Origin of the sequence: Alcaligenes sp. SJTW-7 (assembly GCF_047716895.1) — a bacterium.
In the GTDB taxonomy this organism is placed as follows: Bacteria; Pseudomonadota; Gammaproteobacteria; order Burkholderiales; family Burkholderiaceae_B; genus Alcaligenes; species Alcaligenes ammonioxydans.
In genome coordinates this window covers 1,355,204-1,371,085 of the sequence record NZ_CP136682.1, presented here as the reverse complement: position 1 = coordinate 1,371,085, position 15,882 = coordinate 1,355,204, and the positions used below count along the sequence as shown (strand labels likewise).

14 protein-coding genes and 1 tRNA gene are annotated in these 15,882 nt (G+C 56.9%); 6 read left to right on the top strand and 9 right to left on the bottom strand.

Annotated elements, in window-relative coordinates; all coding sequences use genetic code 11:
• Positions 1-48 precede the first annotated feature (48 nt).
• Both RSQ48_RS06060 and RSQ48_RS06055 read left to right on the top strand, forming a co-directional pair.
• Positions 49-681 (top strand): tyrosine-type recombinase/integrase, encoded by a 633-nt coding sequence (locus tag RSQ48_RS06060; RefSeq protein ID WP_415302353.1) that lies wholly within the window; start codon positions 49-51, stop codon positions 679-681.
• 123 nt (positions 682-804) lie between these two features.
• Positions 805-1,527, top strand: a complete 723-nt coding sequence (locus tag RSQ48_RS06055; protein ID WP_415302231.1) for a hypothetical protein — start codon at positions 805-807, stop codon at positions 1,525-1,527.
• Positions 1,528-1,979: 452 nt separating this feature from the next.
• Here the strand turns inward: RSQ48_RS06055 and RSQ48_RS06050 are convergent.
• Positions 1,980-2,056, bottom strand: a tRNA-Met gene (locus RSQ48_RS06050).
• Between the two features lie 10 nt (positions 2,057-2,066).
• On the bottom strand, positions 2,067-2,291 hold the full coding sequence (locus RSQ48_RS06045; protein WP_003804567.1) for a hypothetical protein: 225 nt from the start codon (positions 2,289-2,291) through the stop codon (positions 2,067-2,069).
• 87 nt (positions 2,292-2,378) lie between these two features.
• Between RSQ48_RS06045 and RSQ48_RS06040 the strand changes: the two genes are divergently transcribed.
• Both RSQ48_RS06040 and RSQ48_RS06035 read left to right on the top strand, forming a co-directional pair.
• Entirely contained in the window at positions 2,379-3,782 is a 1,404-nt protein-coding gene (locus RSQ48_RS06040; protein WP_003804570.1) for a GntP family permease, read from the top strand.
• Positions 3,783-3,945: 163 nt separating this feature from the next.
• Positions 3,946-4,218: a hypothetical protein gene (locus RSQ48_RS06035; protein ID WP_003804572.1), complete on the top strand. Its 273-nt coding sequence runs from the start codon at positions 3,946-3,948 to the stop codon at positions 4,216-4,218.
• Between the two features lie 199 nt (positions 4,219-4,417).
• Here the strand turns inward: RSQ48_RS06035 and RSQ48_RS06030 are convergent, their stop codons facing one another.
• The 3 genes from RSQ48_RS06030 to RSQ48_RS06020 form a co-directional block, all read right to left on the bottom strand.
• Positions 4,418-5,437 (bottom strand): tripartite tricarboxylate transporter substrate binding protein, encoded by a 1,020-nt coding sequence (locus RSQ48_RS06030; RefSeq protein WP_059317950.1) that lies wholly within the window; start codon positions 5,435-5,437, stop codon positions 4,418-4,420.
• Between the two features lie 20 nt (positions 5,438-5,457).
• Positions 5,458-6,357 (bottom strand): carboxylating nicotinate-nucleotide diphosphorylase, encoded by a 900-nt coding sequence (gene nadC, locus RSQ48_RS06025; protein WP_131071456.1) that lies wholly within the window; start codon positions 6,355-6,357, stop codon positions 5,458-5,460.
• 95 nt (positions 6,358-6,452) lie between these two features.
• On the bottom strand, positions 6,453-7,397 hold the full coding sequence (locus tag RSQ48_RS06020; RefSeq protein WP_003804578.1) for an NUDIX hydrolase: 945 nt from the start codon (positions 7,395-7,397) through the stop codon (positions 6,453-6,455).
• A 408-nt stretch (positions 7,398-7,805) separates the two neighbouring features.
• Between RSQ48_RS06020 and RSQ48_RS06015 the strand changes: the two genes are divergently transcribed.
• The gene (locus RSQ48_RS06015; RefSeq protein ID WP_059317883.1) at positions 7,806-9,539 is read left to right on the top strand and encodes a PAS domain-containing methyl-accepting chemotaxis protein; all 1,734 of its coding nucleotides are present in this window, start codon (positions 7,806-7,808) and stop codon (positions 9,537-9,539) included.
• Positions 9,540-9,823: 284 nt separating this feature from the next.
• Positions 9,824-11,479 (top strand): methyl-accepting chemotaxis protein, encoded by a 1,656-nt coding sequence (locus RSQ48_RS06010; protein ID WP_003804583.1) that lies wholly within the window; start codon positions 9,824-9,826, stop codon positions 11,477-11,479.
• A gap of 165 nt (positions 11,480-11,644) precedes the next feature.
• On the opposite strand, the gene RSQ48_RS06005 is transcribed toward RSQ48_RS06010, so the two are convergent.
• From RSQ48_RS06005 to RSQ48_RS05990, 4 genes are all read right to left on the bottom strand, one after another.
• Positions 11,645-12,961, bottom strand: coding sequence for a DUF445 domain-containing protein (locus tag RSQ48_RS06005; protein ID WP_301607072.1), 1,317 nt, complete (start codon positions 12,959-12,961; stop codon positions 11,645-11,647).
• 122 nt (positions 12,962-13,083) lie between these two features.
• Positions 13,084-14,622, bottom strand: coding sequence for a hypothetical protein (locus tag RSQ48_RS06000; protein WP_415302230.1), 1,539 nt, complete (start codon positions 14,620-14,622; stop codon positions 13,084-13,086).
• A gap of 6 nt (positions 14,623-14,628) precedes the next feature.
• Positions 14,629-15,135, bottom strand: a complete 507-nt coding sequence (locus RSQ48_RS05995; protein WP_415302229.1) for a hypothetical protein — start codon at positions 15,133-15,135, stop codon at positions 14,629-14,631.
• Positions 15,136-15,147: 12 nt separating this feature from the next.
• Positions 15,148-15,879: a hypothetical protein gene (locus RSQ48_RS05990; RefSeq protein ID WP_003804589.1), complete on the bottom strand. Its 732-nt coding sequence runs from the start codon at positions 15,877-15,879 to the stop codon at positions 15,148-15,150.
• Positions 15,880-15,882 lie beyond the last annotated feature (3 nt).

Below are 15,882 nucleotides of genomic sequence, written 5' to 3'. Positions count from 1 at the left end.
ATCTCACCGCTTTATTGGGGGGATTACCCTGGCATTTCCTTGAACACCGTGAATCGTGAGCATGCATACATGCGGGCCATGTTCAATGAGCTGATCCGGCTTGGTGTCTGGAAACGAAGTAATCCGCTAAAAGATTTGCGCCAGTTCAAGGTACAGGAAAATGAGCTGTCTTATCTGACCAAGGAGCAAATCGCGGTGCTGCTGGTCGAGCTGAAAAAATCGACCAATCCACATGTGGATCTGGTGTCTCGAATTTGCCTTGCTACGGGAGCCCGTTGGAGTGAAGCAGAACAACTACAACCACAACAGGTTCGACAACGACTGATCCAATTTGCCCGAACAAAGACAGGAAAAGCGCGGGCAGTACCGATTAGCCAGGAAATGCAAGACGAGATTTCTGCTCATCATGTAGCGCACAGGAATATGGGTGCAATTTTCACGGGTTGTACTGGTGCTTTCAAAGAAGCAATTGAACGCGCCGGTATTCAGTTGCCGATGGGGCAGCTTACCCATGTGCTGCGTCATACGTTTGCCAGCCATTTCATGATTAATGGCGGTAACATTCTCGCTTTACAGCGTATTTTGGGGCATCAGGATCTAAAGACCACCATGCGGTATGCGCATCTTGCCCCAGAACATCTGGATACAGCAAGAACACTTAATCCATTGATGTCCTGCTGATCCACGTTGCACATGACTGAGTGGTTGCATAGTGAAAAGCTGCAACCCTATCGCTCATTCAGCGGCTGGCGCAGCCACAATCAATAGCTTACGGCATAATTGGTGAATTTTTTTGAGAAAGATATGTTTAAGAAAATATTAAAATTTTTTGGCTTACCTAGTTCAGTTGCGCCCTTTCCCTCTCTACCGCAGGGCATGAATGAAATCGGTGACTATAAAGTTTTACTTGAGCAATCTGCTCTATTTACAAGAACGCTGGGCTTTGATACTCCAGAAATAAACTGGAAGAATTGTGATGTGCTTGGGGCTGATGGGGATTTTATTCGGAAGATTGGAGAGGCAGCTAATATTATTGATTTCTCCAGTTCAGCAGGACAGTGCCTAAAGTGGTGTCATTATATTCGTCCCTATGCCGAGAAAATACTTGAAGTCCCTGTGTGGCTCACGATCGGTCAGCTCTGGAAATCTAATAAGACCGTTTTTAATCCAAGCTGGGAGGATTTTCAAAAATGGAGCACATTAGGAATCTCCTTGCCCGAGCTGAGAGATCAAAATCGATCTGGAATAAACCTGCACGCATGGCTGACCGTAGCTACTGGGGAAATTATTGAACCTACCCTTATGAGCAGCATCGCCGCGGTCAATCCTCAAATAGCAGACTCCTTTCGCGGAGCGATAACCTGGGGCAGAGAACCAGGTTTTATCAAAGATCATCGCTACTTCCCAATGGTCGTAGGAGATACCATTGCAGAGGCAATGCATCAAAAATCATCATTACCGTTATTAGCTAGGTGCCAAACGGATCTATCAGAAATTCCAATTTTTATCGAATTATCTACAAGGTAGCTAGGTCGGCTTACTACTTTTACTGACTTTGTCCCCATCCGACTAATTATTGTTGGCGCTCACCATCATAGGCTTTTCCCCCAAACCCCACGCTCGCCGATAGGCAGCGCGGTAATCAATGGTGTGTCAAGGATTCGCTTCGCCGGATACTCACCCGGTCCCGGCCAGCCGGGCTGCAGCTTCCGTGCCCGCCCTTGACATGGCAGGCACCGTCTCAAGATGTCAATGGTGACAAGCGGCACTTGGCCAAGTCAATGATGTGTCGACGAGACAATTGCAGCGTGCCCACACATGAAGCCGAAACGCGCATGCAAGTGGCGAAGACACGAAATGGTCAGCATCAGCAACCGTCACCTCAATCCTCCGTTGACACTTGGTTGACACCCAGCCGCAGAAAACATTAAAGCCACCCCAAGGGGTGGCTTTAATGTCCTGATTTAACAGGGGTATTCTGGTGGCGCATCCCTGATTCGAACAGGGGACCTGCGGATTATGATTCCGTCGCTCTAACCTGCTGAGCTAATGCGCCGAAGAAGAAATTATAGCAAGGTTTCTTCTTTTGGCAAGCACTTCTCTCGAAATTTTTTACTTTTTTTGATGTCTTCCACCCATAAAACCGCTAAGCCCTTGTATTTACTAGCTTTACCCATTTCCCGTAACCCTAGCCCGTTCTCATCATCAAGAAACAAGATGTAAGAAACCCGATGCAACTCCGTCTTTGGGGCCCGGTCCCCGTCTTGCGCGCTATCAAGCCGTTTTGTCATTGCCTGTTGCTACACTGCCTGCTTGGCGTTCGACCCCACCTCATTTATTGACGTCCGTGATCCGGACCTTGCACAGGAACTTTGTTTATGGCCAGTACGCTTGCTATCGTTGTCTCGCTTTTACTGCTGATGTTTTTTGCTTATCGGGGGGTGACGGTTCTGTTGCTGGCTCCCTTGATGGCCGCTTTGGCCGTGCTGCTTTCGGGGGATTCCGGGTTTTTGCTGCCCATCTATACCTCCACCTTCATGAGCGCACTGAGCGGCTATGTGCTGCAGTTCCTGCCCATCTTCTTGCTGGGCGCCCTGTTTGGTCAGTTGATGGCGGACTCCGGAGCGGCGCAGGCCATTGCCAAGTGGATCACCCATAAGCTGGGGCATCGCCACGCGATTGCCACTATTGTGATGGTGTGTGCTGTGCTGACCTATGGCGGCGTGTCCTTGTTTGTCGTGGCCTTTGCTATCTATCCCATTGCAAAGGATCTGTTTCGTGCCGCGGGCATTCCCAAGCGTCTGATTCCTGCCTCCATTGCCCTGGGCTCCTTTACCTTTACCATGACCGCCCTGCCCGGCACGCCCGCCATCCAGAACGCCATACCTATCCCTTACTACGGCACCAACGTGTTTGCAGCGCCCGGACTGGGAATTATTGGTGCCTTGATCATGGCCTTCGGTGGCTTGTGGTGGCTGCAGTCACGGGCTCGCAAGGCCATTGCCCAAGGCGAGACCTACGGGGATCATGGGCAGGATAAGTTCGACGCCAGCACCCCCGATAGCACGGAAGGTGAGAAACCCATGCCCATCTTCCTGGCTTTGCTGCCTTTGATTCTGGTGATCGGCGTCAATGCCCTGTTCACCTATGGCATTTTCCCCGACACAAACTTCGGGTTCATGGCCGAGCGTTTCCCTCAGCTGGACCCGGCCAAAATTACCGGTCTGTGGGCGCTGATTATTGCGTTGATCACGGCCATTCTGGTCTTGATCATCAGCCGTCTGGGGCATTGGAAAAACCTGCGCGAAAGCATCAACAAAGGGGTATTCGGTTTTATGCTGCCCTTGTTCAATACCGCCTCTGAAGTTGGTTACGGTGCGGTCATTGCCAGCCTGGCAGGCTTTGCGATTATTCGGGACTTTGTACTGAACGTGGCACCGGGCAATCCACTGATTTCCGAGGCAGTCGCCATGACCACGCTGGCCGGTATTACCGGCTCATCCTCGGGCGGCTTGAGCATTGCCTTGCAGACCCTGGGCCCGGACTATCTGGCCATGGCTCAACAAGCCGGCATCAGCCCCGAATTGCTGCACCGTGTCGCCGTGATGGCCGCAGGTGGCCTGGACACCCTGCCCCATTGCGGGGCCATCATCACCTTGTTGTCCATCTGCAAGCTGAACCACCGCCAGTCCTACGGCAATATTGCCATGGTGACGATGGCAGCCCCTATTGTGGCGCTGATAACCGTGATTACGCTGGGTACGATTTTTGGCAGCTTTTAAACCGTCTGCCTAAAATGGCCTTGTCCACAGCGGTGTGCCCCTCGCACATCGCTGTTTTTTTATCCAAAACCGGTAACGCTTTGCTATCCGTTGTTGAGACTGAGCATGCTAGGATTCACGCGTAGGGGCCCGTATTATCATTAGCCATAATCAGGAGCACGCCATGAACTACACCTATACCCTCAATGAGTTAGGCGCGGAAGCCATTCGTCAGTTTGTGCTGGATCGTGGTCAGCCTGAGCTGAACCTACAGGCGTATATGGCCGCTGCCGAAGTCGAGGCCGACAACTTCAATGAAGGTGGCAGCCAGCGCGGCCAGATCGAGATTGACTCTCACTGCAGCAAGGACGGTTTGACGCATACGCTGCTGTTGGAGAAACACTGGTTTGCCACCCAGCCTGTTCCTGAAACGCCTGAGGAAGACAGCTTCTTTTAACCACCTGCAGGCCGTTTTCCGCGTTCCGCCTACGTCGCTGACACGCTGCTCGAGCCCTCTTTCTGTGCCCCGACGATGTTTAGCCTCAGCCAGGCAGCCTGAAACGGCTGCCTGATTCTGACTCTGCGTGCATGCGCGGGCAAGGGGCGATCCGCACCTGAAAAAACGGCCTCGCACTCAAGGCCACACCGCTGCCGCATCAATCCACCTGCAAGCCTATTTTGGACGACAGGGCCCCGAACCGGTCGATATCGTTCCAGATCATGGCCTTGAAGCCGCTGGGCCGGGCAGACTCGTTTCCTTCTTGCGGCGTATAACCCAATGCCAGCAATTCCGCCTGCAGGGCGGGGTCCGTCAAGGCTTTTTGCACGACACGATTCAGCGTAGTGATGATGGGTTCGGGGGTGTGGGAAGGAGCCAGCAAGCCATGCCACTGATCCAGTTCAAACCCTGTCTTGCTCACTTCAGCCACCGTCGGCACATCAGGCAGTACCGGACTGCGCTGGGCAGAGGTGACCGCCAGAGCGCGCAGATGTCCGGATTCGATCAAGGTAGCTGCGCTGGACAAGGTGACGATGCCAATCGGCACCTGCCCGGCGACCACATCGTTCAAGGCCGGGCCGCAGCCTCGGTAAGGGATATGCAATAAGGCCGCACCACGCAGATCGTAGAGCATTTCTCCGGCCAGGTGCTGCGGGGTGCCATTGCCACATGACGCATAGGCCAACGCCGGTTCGGACTGCTGCAGCAGGACTTGCTGCAGACTCTGAATATCCGAGCCGCTCCCGGTCACAATGACGGAGGGCACAAAGCCTATATTGGCAATGGGTGCGAAGTCTTCTTTAGGCTTGAAACCCAGGTTGCGGAACACACCTGGATTGATGGCAAAGGAACTGTTGGCCATCAGCAAGGTATGCCCATCGGCACGGGCATAAGCCACGGCACGCGCACCAATATTGCCACTGGCCCCGGGCCGATTGTCGATGATGACCGGCTGGCCCAGGGCTTTTTCCAGACGGGGGCCCAACTTGCGAGCCAGCAAATCGGTTCCCCCACCCGGCGGAAAGGTCACGATCACGGTAATGGGTCTGAGGGGATACTTTGCAGTCTGGGCGACTGCTACCTCGCTGGCCCGCCCCGTCAAGGGGCTTGCGCCCCACGCCACCACCCCCAGCAAGGCGGCCGCTGCCACCCGCTTGCTCACCTGAAAACCCGCCATGACCGCCAGCACCTTGTTACTCAAGCATCCAGACCAATATCGAGCACACGGGCGCTGTGTGTAATCCAACCCACCGCGATCCGATCCACGCCACAGCGGGCAATTTCCACCGCGGTCTCGGGCGTGATACGACCCGAGGCTTCGGTCTTGGCGCGGCCACCAACGCGGGCCACAGCCTCGCTCAAGGTCGCAATATCCATATTGTCCAAAAGAATGCTGTCCACCCCTAGCTCCAGCACTTCATCGAGCTGCTCCAGGGTATCGACTTCCACCTCGATGCACACCAGATGGCCGATATAGGCGCGAGCCGCTTCCACGGCCGCTTTCACGCCCCCGGCCACAGCGATGTGGTTGTCTTTGATCAGCACCGCATCATCCAGACCAAAGCGATGGTTGCTGCCACCGCCCACGCGCACCGCATATTTCTGCACTGCGCGCAGGCCGGGCATGGTTTTGCGGGTGCAGGTAACCTGGGTGCCGTAAGGCGCAATGGCCCGGGCGATGGAGGCCGTTGCCGATGCCACGCCACTTAAATGCCCCAGAAAATTCAATGCGCTACGCTCTGCCGTCAGCATGGAGCGGGCCGAGCCACTGATGACGGCGATCTGGGCACCCGGCATCAGGTCATCCCCATCTTGAAGCTGGGCCTCAAAGCGCAGCGTAGGGTCCAGCAAGGTAAACGCCAGACGAGCCAGATCCAGACCAGCCAACACGCCTTGTTCGCGGGCTACCAGGCGCATTTGCGTACGAGAGTCGGCAGGCACAATGGCGTCCGTTGTCAGATCACCCGCACGACCCAGATCTTCCTGCAAGGTGGCGCGCACCAGAGGCTCAAGCATCACGTCGGGCAGGGAAGGAATACGGTGCGCGCGTGTCTGCGCAGCTTGCGCAGCCGGCGCAGGGGCATTAATTATGCTCATTATGAGTATTTAAATCGCTAAAAAATAAGGCCTAATGGCACGGTGCATTTATGCTATTCCTGAGCATAAGCACTGTCAAGCCATAGGCCCAGTTTTTAACGCGCCTGTTTCGCCAAGGGCAACTTGCTACCCGAGATAGCCCGCTCAAACAACACGTCACCCCGAAAGCGGAACAGCTTGGCAGGCCGCCCCGAGCCGCCCATGCTCATCGCGCCGGTTTCCTCGACCAATGCCTGCTGCTCAATCAAGCGGCGGAAATTCTGCTTGTGCAGGCCACGGCCAGCCAGCGCTTCGACCGCCTGCTGCAATTGCAGCAAGGTGAACTCCGGGGGCATCAGCTCAAACACCACGGGGCGATATTTGATTTTGGCGCGTAGGCGCGCCAGACCCGTAGCCAGAATCCGGCGATGGTCGTGGCGCATGCCCAGTCCCAAGGCATCCTGCTTGCCCTGCGCTTGCTGCTCCTGCTGGCGACGGCGACAGGATTCGGGTAACAGGCCCGCTTCGTACAGCAGCTCGTAGCGCTGCAAGACAAAATCTTCGTTCCAGATGGCGCCCTCCAGCCCAAAGCTGTAATTGACGCGCTGACGTCGTAATGCACGCAAGGACTCGTCCTGCTCGCACCACGTCAACAAGGCCGGCACGATGGTCTGCTGAATAATCGAAGGAGTACCCTCACGCCAGTCCTCCCACGGAAAGTAACGATAACAATCCTGCCAGATCACCTGAGCCACATCCGGCTGACCCACTTCCCGCGTCAGCCCCACATAGCTGACTGACACGATACGCGTTCCCTGAGCGTCAAAACGATCGCGATCTGCAAAGGTATAAAGCTGCTCCACATACCCTACCGGGTGATGGGTTTGCGTTTCCACCCAATCGCGCAGCCCCGTTTGCAAAGAGCGATGCGTATGCTGAAACGGCCCGGCGGGCAAGGCCTGCCCGCCATCCGTGGTCAAGACACGGGGCTCGCCGTCGCTGACAGCGACTAACACAGCGACCAGCTCAGCGCTGACTACAGGTTCCTGCGTATCGATCACATATTCTCCTTCTGAATCTCGCCCATGCGCGTGTGGCCGATTATAAGCGAGCCCTGAGCCGCCCCCACCTCGGAGCGAGCACGTACGCCACGCAATACAGTCCGTACATTATTTTCAGATGATCAAATTATGATCCATGAACATCTAAGCCTAAAGAATTTTGTTTGGCAGCCGTTAAGCGTTTGAACTGTATGTGTTTGCCATAAATGACAAGCAAGCGCTCAGTCAAAGGCCGGATCAGTCAACAGTTTCACGCTTTGTTCTGCTCCGCCATTCGCAAAAATAGAAGGTTTCTGACAGTTCAGAGCAGTCAGTAACCGGGCGTAGAAACCTTTGCTTTTTTTGCATGGCCCCTGCGGGCTTGACGGCCCCTCGCGTCCCCTTTGTTGCTCCCCTCCAGGATGATGAATGCGTAAGAATTTCCCCATTACCCAGGACGAGGTTCGCGTCCGGGCCGATCAGTACCTTATTTCAAAAACCGATCTGAAAGGACGGATCACCTACGCGAACGCGGCCTTTATCGCCATCAGCGGCTTCACCCGGGAAGAGCTGATCGGCAAGGCGCACAATCTTGTCCGCCACCCCGACATGCCGCCCGAGGCGTTTCAGGATTTCTGGGACACCTTGCAAAACAAGCGCCCCTGGATGGGGGTGGTCAAGAACCGACGCAAGGATGGTGGCTTTTACTGGGTCTACGCCATGGCGGTGCCCATTTATGAAAATGGCACGGTAGCCGGCTATGCCTCGGTCCGGGTCAAACCCAGCCAGGAACAAATTGACGAGGCTGAGCGCCTGTACACCGCCATCAATGAGGGACGTGCCCACGGCGTGCGCTTGCATGAAGGTCGTGCTGTGCCGACCGGCTGGCGAAAGGCCTTGAGCCAGTTGCGCCGCCCATTTAGCAACTCCCTGCGGGCCAGCCTGTTCCGTATGGGCACACTGGCGCTGGCCACCACCGGAACTGCGCTGTACTTCGCCCTGACGGGAGGGGTTCCCCAAGGCTCGGGCCTGTGGCTGACCGGTGGCTTGTGTCTGGCCAGTGCGGTCATGATGGGCTACGGCTGGCTGATTGCCCAGCGCGTCATCCGCCCCCTGGATCAGGCCTCGCTGATCGCCCAGCAAATTGCCACCGGCAATCTGCAACTGGACATTGATGTCAGCTCCAGCGAAAGCAATTCGGAAATTGGTCAGCTCTACTTCTGCCTGGACCTGATGCGCAAAAGTCTGGTGGGCATTGCCAGCGATGCCCGAGCCGGAATTGACGCCTCGATTCATGCCGCCCGCATCCTAGAGGTGAACAATACCAATCTGGCCTCCCGCACTGAAGATCAGGCCGCCTCCTTGCAGGAAACCGCCGCCAGCATGGAAGAGCTGACCGTGACGGTGCGCCAGAACGCCGACAATGCCAATCAAGCCAGCCAACTGGCCGATGCCAGTATGCAGATTGCCCAACGTGGCGGCGCTGTGGTGAACGAAGTGGTGCAAACCATGCAAGGCATTCACGACAGTTCACGTCGCATTGGCGATATCGTCACTGTTATTGAAGGCATTGCCTTTCAGACCAATATCCTGGCGTTGAACGCAGCGGTGGAATCGGCTCGCGCCGGCGAAGCGGGACGCGGGTTTGCGGTCGTGGCCGGTGAAGTACGTAGCCTGGCTCAAAAGAGCTCGCAAGCTGCCGGAGAAATCAAGAACCTGATCGACGCCTCTGTCAGCCGCATGGCCATCGGGGCCGAACAGGCGGCCCGCGCCGGCGCCACCATGGGCGAGGTCGTCGATTCGGTCAAACGTGTCACGGACATCATTGGCGAAATCTCGACCGCCTCGATCGAGCAGGCCAGTGGCCTGGACCAGATCAATGAGGCCATGGCCAAAATGGATGGTGTCACCCAGCAAAACGCCGCCCTGGTGCAGGATCTGGGCAATACCATGAGCGACCTGGCCTCGGAAGCGTCCGAGCTGGCCGATGCAATCAAGGCTTTGAATACGGGCTCGGTGGAATCGGCCCAGGGTGCCCCGGCGGCCCTGGCTCAGTTGAGTCAAGCCTCTACCGTGCAGGTGCTGTCCTACCAGAACACACCGGCCTTCCAGGCTCACAGCGCCAAAACGGCGAACGCCAGACTTGAAGCGATTCGTCGCTAAGCAGGCCCTTCAGGATCGGCAGCCCCCTTGCCGATCCTGATACTACTGACAGCTAGACAAAACATTTAATCTGGGGTCGGTTTTTTACCGCCAGACCAGCAAAAAAACAATAATTAATAAAATCAACTGCTTATAGAGATCAGATCACGCTTTTTGAACCGGTTTTTCTTCGTCATCACGGTGACACATTTAGACTTTAATACAAATACTAAGTAACAAAATTAAGTCGATATGCAACATAATGATCTGTCCTTTTCCGCCTACGTCTTTAACAGGGCCAGATCATGCGTGAAAACCAAGCCATTACCTCTCATGAAACACAGGTACCCGAAAAAACCTATTTAATCTCCAAGACCGACCTGAAAGGGCGCATCGTCTATGCCAATCCCGCCTTTATCGAGGTGAGCGGCTACAGCCACGACGAGCTGATCGGAGCACACCACAATATTGTGCGCCACCCCCACATGCCGGCCGTGATTTTTCAGGATTTATGGCAGACACTCAAACAACAACGATCCTGGTCGGGGCTGATCAAGAACCGCCGCAAAGACGGCGGCTTTTACTGGGTCAAAGCCCGCGTCATTCCTTTATTTGAAAACGGCCGCGTCAGCGGCTACGCCTCGGTTCGGGTACGTGCCCAAGCCAAGGACATCAAAGAAGCGGAGTATCTGTACCACTCCATCCAGCAACAAGGATTGCGCGGTTTTCGTTTACACGAAGGTCAATTGCAGGCCAGAGGCTGGCGCTCGGTTCTGAACACCCTGCTCCAACCCTTGAATCGCAGCCTGCGTGCCAGCTTGTTGCGATTTGGGTTTCTGACCACGGCACTTGTAAGTTTGAGCGCCGGCTTGCTGGTGGGCAGTGGCGCATCCGGCACGTATCTGACTGTCGGGCTGAGCAGTCTGGGGCTGGTCAGCCTGGTAACCTTGGCCTACGGCTGGATGGTCACCCAGCGCATGATGCAGCCCCTGCACAGCGCCACCCATATCGCCCAGCAAATTGCCACCGGCAACCTGTTGATCGATCTGAACCCCCAGCACACCCGCAGCCAGGAAATCGCACAGCTCTATTTCTACATGGACATGATGCGCAAAAGCCTGCTGGGTCTGGCTTGCGACGTGCATCAAGGCATCCAGGCCTCTTTGGATGTGTCCACACAGATTGAAGAGGGCAATCGCCAGCTTTCCCATCGTACCGCCGCTCAGTCGGGCTCCTTACAGCGCACCGCCGCCAATATGGAGCAGTTGACCATGAATGTGCAGCAGACCGCGGACAATGCCCGTCTGGCCAATCAATTGGCCGACCAGAGCCTGTCTACCGCACGGCGAGGTGGTGAAGTGGTTCAGGACATGGTCAGCACCATGCAGGACATACACAACAGCTCTGAGCGTATTGGCGATATTGTGTCGATTATTGAAGGACTGGCTTTTCAAACGAATATCCTGGCCCTGAATGCCGCTGTAGAATCGGCCCGCGCGGGTGAGGCAGGCAAGGGCTTTGCCGTGGTGGCCGGTGAAGTGCGCAGTCTGGCGCAAAAAAGTGCCCAAGCCGCCGGGGAAATCAAAAACCTGGTGGAGGATTCGCTCAAACGCATGGCGACCGGGGCGCATCACGCCAAGCGGGCAGGTTCCACCATGGACGAGATCATGCAATCCGTCTCAGATGTCACCCATCTGATCAGCGAAATCTCCACCGCCTCCAACGAGCAAGCCAACGGTTTGGCGCAAATCAACGATGCCGTATCCACCATGGACAGCGACATCAACGACAACGCGGATCTGGCTCGCAACCTGGGCGAGACCGTCAACGAACTGAGCCGCCAGGCCAAGGAGCTGAAACTGTCGATTCAATTGCTCAATACCGGCATGACGAACCGCTCGACTTACGTGCCCGACCCAAATGCTACCCAGAAGCCCGTCCCCTTGCTGAAAGTGGCCTGAGTGAAGGGCTGGGTGGCAAAGGCCCCAGCGGCTCGCTGCCCCACCCGCTTACGCCCTGGCCCGCTCCGACCTGAGATCTGAACACATTCTGACTGGCAGCGACGAACATGTTCGTTCGCCGGGCACGGTTTGCATCTTCGCCGGGCACCACTCTGACTGCTATTGTCAGACCAGCCCCAACAGCAGGATGGCGTGCAGGCCCACGCCCACCAGGCCACCTACGACCGTGCCGTTAAAGCGGATGTATTGCAGATCGGTACCCACCGTCAGTTCCAGCTCGCGCACCAGTTGCCTGTCATCCCACTGACGAACGGTGCGCGAAATATGATCCTTGGCCCCTTCGCGCAACTGCTCGGCCAGCCCGGCCGCCGCCGACAACATATGCTCATTCAAGGTGGCCCGCAACGTGGCGTCGGTATTCAGGCGGGCGCCAAGGTCCTGAGCCACCTGCCGCAAATGGGCGGCAACCGAGGAGTCCGGTCTGGCAAGATCGCTGCGCAGCACACGCATGACATCAGTCCAGATGCCATCGATGTATTCGCCCACCTCTTTGTGATGCAAAAACCGCTGCTTGATGGCTTCGACCTGTTCTCTGAGCTCAGGGTCCTGGCCCAGGCGCTGAATATAATCGAGCACCCACTGCTCATAATCCTTACGCAAGGGATGCTCGGGTTCACTCAAAATTGTGTGTACCTCGTCCACCAGCGCACGCGCCAAACGGTCGGCCATCTTGCCTGACAATTCGTCCACGGAGGTCACCACGCCCACCATCGCCAACAGTTTGGGCCATTCGCGCTGAGCGTAACGCACAAGCACAGCCGCCACGCGTTGCTTGACGGCTTCATTGGACAAATAAGTACCCAATTGCTGCAAGACCTCATCGAGCAGGCGCTGATGCCGGGCATTACGCGTCAGCAAGCCCAGAATCTGGGAGCTGGTCCCCGCCATATCCACCCGCATCAGATAGCTGCGCACCCCATCGGTCAGGGCCTGTTTGACGCTACGCTCGTCCAGTAAACGCAGGGCCTCGCCCAGGGCCGTTTGCAAAGCACGGCTCACACGTTCGCTTTGCTCAGGTTGCGACAGCCACTGCCCCAGGCGAGCCGCCGGGTCCAGACTGCGCAGTTTCTCCAACAACATCGCCGAATCCAGAAAGTGGTCGCGCACAAATACGCCCAGACTTTCCCCCAGACTGTTTTTCTTATTGGGAATAATGGCCGTATGCGGAAAAGGCAGGCCCAGGGGATGCCGGAACAAGGCCACGACGGCAAACCAGTCAGCCAGCGCGCCCACCGTGGCCGCTTCACTAAAGGCACGCAGCCAAGGCCACAGTCCAGCAACCGGCGCAGCCTCGCCCCGGCCAATCATGGCGTGACTGAGCAGGAACAGGCTGATCGTCAGGCCCAGCAAAGCCAGGGCGCCGCGTTTCATGCGACGCAGACGACGTTCAGGCGAATCGGGGCGAGAGGGAGATACAGGCATGTGCACAGTCTATGCGTCGTTCAGCGACCCCCTTATTGTCACCCTGTCTTTTTCTGGCTGTCCAGAAGCAAATCAGCCTGGGGCAATCCAGGCTGATTCAGGCCCAGCCACATGCCGGGGGTTTACTGGCAAGCCTGTTCGGCACGCTTCACAAAGTCGGTTGTAGCATCGCGCAAGGCCTGGGCAATCTGACCCGCTTGCTTGGGAGCCAGCGTGACACCGCCCGTCGCCGTAGCCGCACAGGCGGACAGGCCTTGACCGGTGATATCCACCACATTGATCCGCAAGCGCGGCTTGGCGCGTGCAATACTGCGGGACACAGCGCAAATATCCTGCTCGCAACCGTCATTGCCATCAACAAACAAGACAATCAAAGCATCCCGTTTAACGCCATCCACCCGACTGGCCGCCAGATTCAGGGAATGAACCAGATTGGTGCTGTCCTTGGCCTCGATAGTCTGAATCAGGTTTTTCAACCGTCCCCGCTGAGCCGTCGTAAAGCGGCCCTGGTAATTGGGTGCGGCGCACTGCTGCGCGAAGGTTATCAAATGCAGGTCCTGCCCCGCGGGCAAACTGTCCACCATGCTGGAGAAAGCGCTGCGCGCCGCCTTGATGCGCGACGTCCCTTCAAACAGGGTTTTAGCCCGTTGGGTCGCGTAATCGCTCCAGGAACCCATATCGCTCAAGTCCTGGCTGAAAAACCACTCCTCGTCCTGAATCTTGGCATCCACGCTCAACAGCATGGACATGGACGTATCAAAAATAAGGTAGACCTCGGGTTTGAGCACCTGGCCCTTATCATCGTGCGCACACACAAAATTAGGGTCTGATGACACCTTGGGGGCAGGCTTGGGATCGGGCTGGGGTTTGGGCGCAGGCGATGGCTCAGGCACGGGCGCCTCCGGTACCACAGGCTCGACCTTGGGCGGTTCGGGGACCGGCGCCAACGGCTCTTGAGCAGGCACAACCGGGGGCAGGACAGGCTCCTGCACCGCAGGCGCTGGCTTGACCACTGCGGGCGGGGCCACGGGCATCCCACTCCTGTCCCACCAGCTGGCAGGCCACTTGAACCACCAGGACAATAGCAGAGCCAGCAGGAGGGCCAGTAGCGCGGCCAACAGAAACCACAGAAGCGGGCGAGCCTTGGCAGCAGGCTCCCCCATGACAGCCGCGCCAGCCCCAAGAGCCGCTGTCGCCGGTGGACCCGGCGGCACGGCCGCTGCTCCGGCCATCCGACGTCGGGCAGACGCGAACAAAGGTTCGGGCGACAGCGCCGGATTCTCGCTCATCACCAGCAACGGCTTGCCGCCTACGCTGTAGATCGCCCCTTGGGCCGCCCCGTCTTGCAGCAGGGCTTGTAGCGCCTGCGCATCTTGGCTCGCCCCCTGATCGTGCAACTGGCGAATCAACAGCTCAATCCGGTCCAACGCTTGCTGATAACGCGCGTCCAGTGCCTGTTGCTGAGCAGCCGGCAAACTGCTTTTGGCCACAGCCTGGCCCTGCAGGCCCGTCCACCAGGCCGTCGTCTGCGAACCATCGGCCTGATAAATGGAAAACAGATGCGTCAGGGGTTCATCCTGACGCTTCAGGATATCCAGCGCAAGCTGATGCTGACGATAGGCCCCGGAGGGCCCCACCGAATCAAGTATGACGCGCTGCATAGGCCTTTACTCGTCGTATCCCAAACTGGACTGCAGGCGGCTGACATCTTTTTGCAGCTGTTGCAACTGCTGCTGCTTTTGGGCTATCGCGGCCGGGCTGTTGTCTTCGGTGGAACGGTTTACGTCCTTGAGCCCTTTATCCAGATCCTTGAGCTGATTCAGCAAGCCGGCTTGCTGACCTTTACTGGCCTGCAAACTACGCAACAACTGCCCCATGGAACGGTTCAGCGCAGTCTGGGCCTGACGCTGCCGGGCCAGACTGGCGTTGCTCAAGCTTTGCTGAGCCTGAATATCCTTGTAGACCTGATGAAACAGCGCATTGGCTTGCTGCGCGCTCAGCAAACTTTGCTCACGCGTGTCAATGTGCTGGCGATAGGCGCCCGAGGTGTCGCAACTGATCTTGGTCAGGAAACCGGCGTTTTGATCCGACGGATCACACTCGCTCATGGTGGTGGCGCAACCTGCCAGCACAAGACTGGCCGCAACGGGTGACCAACGTAGAAATACTCGCATGAAAAATCCCTTTTAACCCAAGGTCACTGCAGAACGCATGGAATACAGGTCGTCCACTTCTTTTTGCAGCACGGCCACTTTGACATTCATCTCGTCAATCTGACGATCCAGACGCTGGACTTCCGCCTTCTTGCCTCCGTCCTTGCGCTCCGCATCGGCCACATCCCGATATAGGCTGACTTTTTCAGTCATGTTTTTCAGATCGCGATTGAGAACCTCGATATTCTTATCAATACGGGCCAGTTGCTTTTCAGCCTGTTTTTTCTCCATCGTCTTGGCCTTCATGTGCTTTTCAATGTCGGCAATCTGCCTTTTATCGTCAGCAATCACCTGCTGGGCCGTACGGGTTCGCTCAAGAATATTGGCAGTATCGGCCTCGACGTCACGTTGCATGGCGGCCAGACGCTCCGTGGTATTGGCGTATTCGGTGCGACGCTGATCCAGATAGTAGTTGGTCCCCATGGCGACCCCGCAGGCCGCCACGCCCGCGATAATCGCGCAAGCCGCCTTGTTGCTGGAGTTCGACAGCATGCAAGCCAGCACGCCCACCGCCGCCGCGCCGGCGCAGGCCTGAAAGCCAGAGCGGCTGAAGAATTTGGCATCCTGACCACTGGTGAGACGATCATCGGCCTGAGCACCACTGAGCAAACTACTGCCCGTGCTGGCACAGCCCGAAAGCAAAGCCACACCCAGCATCAGACTGCCCAGTAAGGTTCTAGGGGTAAAACGGCGCACGTGTTGCATAAC

What these genes read in the sequence shown, in the direction of transcription:
- RSQ48_RS06055 (WP_415302231.1), top strand. Translation starts at nt 805, where the DNA reads ATGTTTAAGAAAATATTAAAATTTTTTGGCTTACCTAGTTCAGTTGCG.
- RSQ48_RS06035 (WP_003804572.1), top strand. Translation starts at nt 3,946, where the DNA reads ATGAACTACACCTATACCCTCAATGAGTTAGGCGCGGAAGCCATTCGT.
- RSQ48_RS05990 (WP_003804589.1), bottom strand. Translation starts at nt 15,879, where the DNA reads ATGCAACACGTGCGCCGTTTTACCCCTAGAACCTTACTGGGCAGTCTG.
- RSQ48_RS06045 (WP_003804567.1), bottom strand. Translation starts at nt 2,291, where the DNA reads ATGACAAAACGGCTTGATAGCGCGCAAGACGGGGACCGGGCCCCAAAG.
- RSQ48_RS06015 (WP_059317883.1), top strand. Translation starts at nt 7,806, where the DNA reads ATGCGTAAGAATTTCCCCATTACCCAGGACGAGGTTCGCGTCCGGGCC.
- RSQ48_RS06000 (WP_415302230.1), bottom strand. Translation starts at nt 14,622, where the DNA reads ATGCAGCGCGTCATACTTGATTCGGTGGGGCCCTCCGGGGCCTATCGT.
- RSQ48_RS06005 (WP_301607072.1), bottom strand. Translation starts at nt 12,961, where the DNA reads ATGCCTGTATCTCCCTCTCGCCCCGATTCGCCTGAACGTCGTCTGCGT.
- RSQ48_RS06010 (WP_003804583.1), top strand. Translation starts at nt 9,824, where the DNA reads ATGCGTGAAAACCAAGCCATTACCTCTCATGAAACACAGGTACCCGAA.
- RSQ48_RS06040 (WP_003804570.1), top strand. Translation starts at nt 2,379, where the DNA reads ATGGCCAGTACGCTTGCTATCGTTGTCTCGCTTTTACTGCTGATGTTT.
- RSQ48_RS05995 (WP_415302229.1), bottom strand. Translation starts at nt 15,135, where the DNA reads ATGCGAGTATTTCTACGTTGGTCACCCGTTGCGGCCAGTCTTGTGCTG.
- RSQ48_RS06030 (WP_059317950.1), bottom strand. Translation starts at nt 5,437, where the DNA reads ATGGCGGGTTTTCAGGTGAGCAAGCGGGTGGCAGCGGCCGCCTTGCTG.
- nadC (WP_131071456.1), bottom strand. Translation starts at nt 6,357, where the DNA reads ATGAGCATAATTAATGCCCCTGCGCCGGCTGCGCAAGCTGCGCAGACA.